1 protein-coding gene is annotated in these 1,090 nt (G+C 70.4%); it reads right to left on the bottom strand.

Going from position 1 to position 1,090, the window contains the following annotated elements; genetic code table 11:
* A partial coding sequence (locus FGD71_RS06250) for an MDR/SDR family oxidoreductase (RefSeq protein ID WP_119099379.1) occupies positions 1-1,090 on the bottom strand: 1,090 nt, incomplete at both ends.

The raw sequence follows: 1,090 nt of genomic DNA, 5'->3' as shown, positions 1-1,090 counted from the left end.
ATCGCCAGATCCATGTCCCGGGTCAGCTCGTCCAGGTTCACCGCCGCGTCCACCTTCGGACGCAGGACGTAGTCGACCCGCTCGGGAGTGAGGGACCGCACGGTGGCGTCGTCGAGGACGCCCGCGGCGTGTATGACGCCTGTGAGCGGGTGAGCGTCGGGGATCGCGGCGAGGGTGGCGGCGAGGGCCTGGCGGTCGGCGGCGTCGCAGGCGGCGACCGTCACCTCGGCACCCAGTTCGGTCAGTTGGGCCTCCAGCTCCACCACGCCGCTGGCCTCGCGTCCCCTGCGGCTGGTCAGCAGCAGGTGCCGTACACCCTGCTCAGCGACCAAGTGCCGGGCCAGCTCCCCGCCCAGCGTCCCGGTGCCACCAGTGATCAGCACCGTGCCCTCGGGATCGAGAGCACGCGGCACGGTCAGGACCACCTTGCCCACGTGCTTGGCCTGGCTGATGAAGCGGAACGCGTCCCGCGCTCGCCGCACGTCCCAGGTCCGCAGCGGCAGTGGCCGCAGCGCGCCCTCTTCGAAGAGCCGCAGCAGTTCGACGAGCATGTCCTGGGTGCGTTCCGGGCCGGCCTCGACGAGGTCGAAGACCGTGTACGCCACACCGGGGTGCGCGGCGCCGACCTCGTCCGCCTTGCGGATGTCGGTCTTGCCCATCTCCAGGAAGCGCCCGCCGCGCGGCAGCAACCGCAGCGACGTGTCAACGAACTCCCGGGCCAGCGAGTTCAGCACGACGTCCACGCCTCGGCCGTCGGTGGCCTCCAGGAACCGCTGCTCGAACTCCAGATCACGCGACGACGCGATATGACCGTCATCGAGACCCAGCGAACGCAGAGCGTCCCACTTGCCCGGACTCGCCGTCGCGAACACCTCAGCCCCGAAGTACCGTGCCAGCTGAATCGCCGCCATGCCGACGCCACCGGCACCGCTGTGCACCAGAACGGACTCGCCCTCGCGCAGCCCACCGAGGTCCTTCAGGCCGTAGTAGGCGGTGAGGAAGACGACCGGCAGCGACGCGGCCTGCTCGTAAGACCATCCCTCCGGGATCCTGGCCAGGAACGACCGCCCGGTCACCGCGTACGGACCGA

The organism is Streptomyces sporangiiformans, from assembly GCF_005768555.2.
Classification (GTDB): domain Bacteria; phylum Actinomycetota; class Actinomycetes; order Streptomycetales; family Streptomycetaceae; genus Streptomyces; species Streptomyces sporangiiformans.
This window is presented reverse-complemented; position numbering and strand designations above follow the sequence as displayed.